The 4,715-nt window shown below is 67.1% G+C and carries 5 protein-coding genes; 2 read left to right on the top strand and 3 right to left on the bottom strand.

Annotated elements, in window-relative coordinates:
• Positions 1–426 precede the first annotated feature (426 nt).
• On the bottom strand, positions 427–726 hold the full coding sequence (locus VD972_RS25405) for a hypothetical protein (RefSeq protein WP_324991259.1): 300 nt from the start codon (positions 724–726) through the stop codon (positions 427–429).
• A 301-nt stretch (positions 727–1,027) separates the two neighbouring features.
• Here VD972_RS25405 and VD972_RS25400 point away from each other — a divergent pair, with 301 nt between their 5' ends.
• Positions 1,028–1,525, top strand: coding sequence for a GFA family protein (locus VD972_RS25400; protein WP_324991257.1), 498 nt, complete (start codon positions 1,028–1,030; stop codon positions 1,523–1,525).
• Positions 1,526–1,910: 385 nt separating this feature from the next.
• Here the strand turns inward: VD972_RS25400 and VD972_RS25395 are convergent, their stop codons facing one another.
• Positions 1,911–2,495: an outer membrane beta-barrel protein gene (locus VD972_RS25395; RefSeq protein WP_324991255.1), complete on the bottom strand. Its 585-nt coding sequence runs from the start codon at positions 2,493–2,495 to the stop codon at positions 1,911–1,913.
• A 224-nt stretch (positions 2,496–2,719) separates the two neighbouring features.
• Between VD972_RS25395 and recJ the strand changes: the two genes are divergently transcribed.
• A complete protein-coding gene (gene recJ / locus VD972_RS25390) occupies positions 2,720–4,432 on the top strand; it encodes a single-stranded-DNA-specific exonuclease RecJ (protein ID WP_324991253.1) in 1,713 nt (570 codons plus the stop codon).
• 12 nt (positions 4,433–4,444) lie between these two features.
• Here the strand turns inward: recJ and VD972_RS25385 are convergent.
• Positions 4,445–4,715, bottom strand: a 271-nt coding sequence (locus VD972_RS25385; RefSeq protein WP_324991251.1) for a pyridoxal-phosphate dependent enzyme, incomplete at its 5' end; no start/stop codon positions are given.

The raw sequence follows: 4,715 nt of genomic DNA, 5'->3' as shown, positions 1-4,715 counted from the left end.
CCGCAGGGTACGCAGGAGCCTCTTCCGCTCCGTCGGCGTCAGCTTCAGACTCCGCTTGGTCCGGATCATCGCGCCGCCCCTCCCTATCCCAGCGGGCAGCGGCGATACTACCCCTGAAAAGACTTAGCCCCGATGACTTAGTACCACTGCCGCACACGCACCTCGTCGCCCACATCCGTGCCGACAAGCCGGGTGAACGCGTCCAGATCGCTGCCGCGGAAGTGGAGGCGCTCGGGCGTGAGGTTGTACATCGGGATCGCCTCCCAGCGAGGTTCGCGTGCTGCCGGCGCTGGTCGAGTAGCCCGCGCTCGCGGGCGGGGCTTCCAGCGAAGGAGCAGGTGCCAGGCCCCCCCCGCCGCCTTGCGTGGCCGCATCGCCGAGCCCCGCCGTGCCCACGTTCGAACGGCTCGCTGCCGCCGCTCCGGCTTATGCGAGCGCGGACATGTCCGCGGTCCGTCGGGTATCCGCCTCCCAGTTGGAGCCATTGAAATTCGTCCACCAGAGGCTCTGGTCATGCCCCCCGCGATGGACGCAGCAGAGCGCGCCGTTGTACGAGGCGAGGGCGGGGGTCTCCTCGCTCTGGTTGCCCTGGCTGAGCAGGGTGGGCTGCGTCCCGGCGTTGCCCGTGAACGTGAACCACGAGAGGTTCGACTGGGAGCCGGCCGGGGGCTCGCTCCGGTAGAGGCAGTACCGTGGTGCCCATCGACAACAACCATGGCGTCCCATTCGTGGGTGAGCCAGGCCCACTACAGCTCGGACTGGCTCTACCTGGAGTGGGACCACCTCCCCGAGGCGAGCACCTACCCGTGCGGGTGACGCGGGTGACGTTTCCGGCAAGGTCCGTCAGTGTGTAGGTGATAGGGTGCTGTTGAACCCGTCTGCCCACCAGCGCGAGGATGAAGAGCGCGAGCGGACGAGAGGGGCTCGCCTCGGCCGCGCGCCGCCTCGGATGAGACCCCGGTAGAGCTCGGTTCCGGCGGTCGAGGAGGCAGCAGGACTCCAGGGGCTCTTGTTCGTGGAGGGAGTGATGTTACTAGAACCGGCGGGATTTGGCGGGGAAGGGCGGTTCTTGCGGAGTCTGTCAGGTCTAGGTGGGAGTCCGAGCATGTTAGCTGGTAGATGTTTGTGTGGAGCGTGTTCCTACAGTATCGAGGGTGAGCCTATTGTTGTCGCGCACTGTCATTGTTTGGATTGTCAGAGGCTGAGTGGGGCGGGTCATACAACCGGTGCGATGTTCGCCGAAGACGGTGTCAGCCTCTCCGGAGATCCCGCGACATTTTCTCTGATGAGCGAGGGTGGAAACACTGTCACACGTTTGTTTTGCGACAAGTGCGGCAGCCCATTGTTTGGCAAGAATTCAGGCATGCCAGGGTTCATGACTGTTTCGCTGGGTACTCTCGACACGCCAGACTTGCTCACGCCGCAAGTTGCCATCTTCGCACGTACACGACGACATTGGGATGTGATGGACACATCCCTTCCGACCTTCGACACCCAACCGGGTTGGAAGCCGGCGGGCGGCTGAGAGCACCCTCATCCGTCTCATGCTCAGGAGGGGTTGCCGAGCCCGTCATGCTCATTCGACGTCGAAGACCTGCCCGTCATAGGTGATACGGACCACTGGGGCATGACCCAGTGCGGTATGAAGGGAGCCGGGGTTACGCGGAGAGCCACTTGAGGATGCGTACCACCTCGGCGTGCTTCCCGTCGGGGTGGGGGCCTCGATGAGGCGAACACGCCAGCCCGTAACGGGGGCAGGCCCTGGGCGGGTGAGTCTCCGGCGTGGAGACATTCTGGAGACGTGAAAACACTAGGCCGGAGACCACTGGCGAATCAGCAGCTTCCGGCCTCAGCTTGCAGTGTCCCCGACGGGATTCGAACCCGTCGGGGTGGTCATCCATGGGCCGCCGCTAGAAGCGGCCGCCGAGGGTGAGCGAGGCGTCGAAGAGGCCGCCCTGCGGATTGCCCGGCGATGCATCCGCCGCGAAGCTCTCGTCCACCAGGAGCCGGTAGGTGGCGCGCACGCCCGCGGTGAGGTTGCCCGTGTTGAACTCGATGCCCGCCGCTACCGGCACCTCCTCCACCAGATCCGAGTCGTAGAGCCCCCCACCGCCGCTCGCCGAGATGTACGAGGCCCCCAGTCCGGCTCCCACGAAGGGCTTCACCACGTCGATGAAGGGTGGCGCAATCTTCACCAGGCCGGTGGCGCCGTTGCGCGTCAGCGTCGCGTCCGGCAGCAGATCGTTCGAGACGCCGTTCCTCGAGCCCTCATAGCCGAGCTCGAAGCCGATCATCCGCAGTGGCTGGATGTTGACCGTCAAGCCCCAGGCCGGACCCGTATCGATGTCCGTACCCACGTCGCCCGTGTAGTCGCTCACGCCTCCCTTCAGGAACACCTTCACCTTGCCCTTCGGCCCCTCGTCTTGTGCCAGCGCCGTCCCCGCCACGCCCAGCCCCAACACGAGCGCCATCAGCCGCAGCCCTCCTCGCTTCATGCTTGCCTCCTTAGTCACGTGGTGCGCACTCAACCTGCGCACCCGTTCCTTGCCGCGCTCCCCCACCCAAGGGGACAGACGAGCGCTTGCCTGAACTCATGTTCAGGAAGGGAAATGTCATTCCTCAGGTGGGGCTTTCCTGGTCAGACCATTGAGGTACTGTCACGCCTGTTCACGGATGTTGGTCCCGGGAATGTCGTCCCTACCCGGGAAGGAGCCTCGCGGTGCGGTGGGTGTTACCCGAGACGGTCGATCAACAAGCAGCGACCCTCGCCGGGGAGCTGGGCCTGCATCCGCTGCCTGCTCGCATCCTCCTGCACCGCGGCTACCGCACTCCTGAGGCGGCGGCAGCCTTCCTCTCTGACAAACTCTCCGACCTGCCCGATCCCTTCCGTATGAAAGGCATGGCCGCAGCCGTCGAGCGCCTCACCCGCGCACTCCATCAGGGAGAGAAGATCACCCTCTATGGGGACTATGACGTCGACGGAGTGTGCTCCACCTCGCTGCTGACGATCTTCCTCCGCGAGTTGGGTGGCCACCCCGGTACCTACATCCCTCACAGGTTGGGCGAGGGCTACGGGCTCAACATCCAGGCCGTGGAGAAGCTGGCCGCCGAGGGCACCCAGGTTCTTGTCACCCTGGACTGCGGCATCTCGGCCACCGCCGAGATCTCTCGCGCCCGGGATCTGGGCGTGGATGTGGTGATCGTCGACCACCACACCGTACCCGCCACGTTGCCTCCCGCCGTGGCCGTGCTCAACCCGCACCAGCCCGGCTGCGAGTACCCCACCAAGACGCTGTGCGCCGCCGGCGTCGCCTTCAACCTCTGCATGGGCCTGCGCAAGCGCCTGCGGGACGAGGGCTTCTTCGCCACTCGCAAGGAGCCCAACCTCCGCGCCCTCATGGACCTGGCCGCCCTGGCCACCGTGGCGGACGTGGTGCCCCTCACCGGCGTCAACCGCATCCTCGTGGCCCATGGACTCCAGGAGCTCACTGCCGCTCGCAGGCCTGGCGTCCGGGCGCTCAAGGAAGCGGCCGGCATGGAGGCGGATGCTCCCGTGACGGCCGGGCAGGTGGGCTTCCGCCTGGGCCCCCGCATCAACGCTGCCGGCCGGCTGCATGACGCGTCGCTCGGGCTGCAGATGCTCACCTCGGACTCGCTCGAGGAGGCACGGCGGCTGGCCCAGGTGCTCGATCGCGCCAACTCCGAGCGCCAGGGCATCGAGAGCACCATCCTCACCGAGGCGCTCAAGCAGGCCGAGACGCGCAAGGACTCGCGCGGCTTCGTGCTCTACGCCGAGGGCTGGCACCCGGGCGTCATCGGCATCGTCGCCTCTCGTGTGGTGGAGCGCTTCCACCGGCCCACCATCATGGTCGGCGTGAATGACGGGGTAGGGAAGGGCTCTGCGCGCAGCATCGAGGCCTTCCACCTGTTCGATGCGATCAGCGGCTGCTCGGATCTGCTGACGCGCTTCGGCGGGCACAAGTATGCGGCTGGGCTCACCATTGACGCGGACCGGCTGCCCGCCTTCCGCGAGGCCTTCGAGCGCGTCGCCTTCGAGCGCCTCACGCCCGAGGATCTCATCCCCCGCTGCAAGGTGGATGCGGTGGTGACGCCGAGCGAGCTGGACGAGCGCGCGGTGGAGGCCCTGCAGAAGCTGGGGCCCTTCGGCATGGGCAACCCGGAGCCGGTGCTCGTGCTGCGCCGTCAAGTGGCTCGCCCCCGCGTGCTGACGCCGAAGACGGGCTATGGCTCGGCCCACCTCAAGCTGGCGCTGGTGGACGCGCCCCAGGTGGATGCCATCGGCTTCGGCATGGCGGACCGGCTCTCGCTCGTGGAGGGCCCGGTGGATCTCGCCTTCCAGGTGGGCGTGGACACCTTCCGCGGCCAGCGCCGCGTGTCCCTGCGGCTCAAGGATCTTCGCACCGCGGCCTGAGTGAGGGCTTCCTCAGAGGAGCTGTGCGAGCTTGCCCAGGTCCACGTTGGCTCCACAGAGGAGCACTCCCACGTGCTCGCCCGGCTTGGGCCGGTAGGCCCCGGAGAGCAGCGCGGCGAGTGCTGTCGCTCCCCCTGGCTCGGAGGCGATGCGCCAGTCGCGCCAGAGCGTGCGCTGCGCCTCGAGGATGGCCGGGTCCTTTACCAGCACGACGTGGTCCACCGCGGCCCGAGCGATGGAGAGGACGAGCTCCCCCGTGTTGCGCGCGCCCAGCGAGTCCGCC

Source organism: Hyalangium sp. (assembly GCF_035629615.1).
Classification (GTDB): domain Bacteria; phylum Myxococcota; class Myxococcia; order Myxococcales; family Myxococcaceae; genus Hyalangium.
The sequence above is the reverse complement of the archived record's forward strand: the minus strand, read 5'-3'. Positions and strand labels throughout refer to the sequence as shown.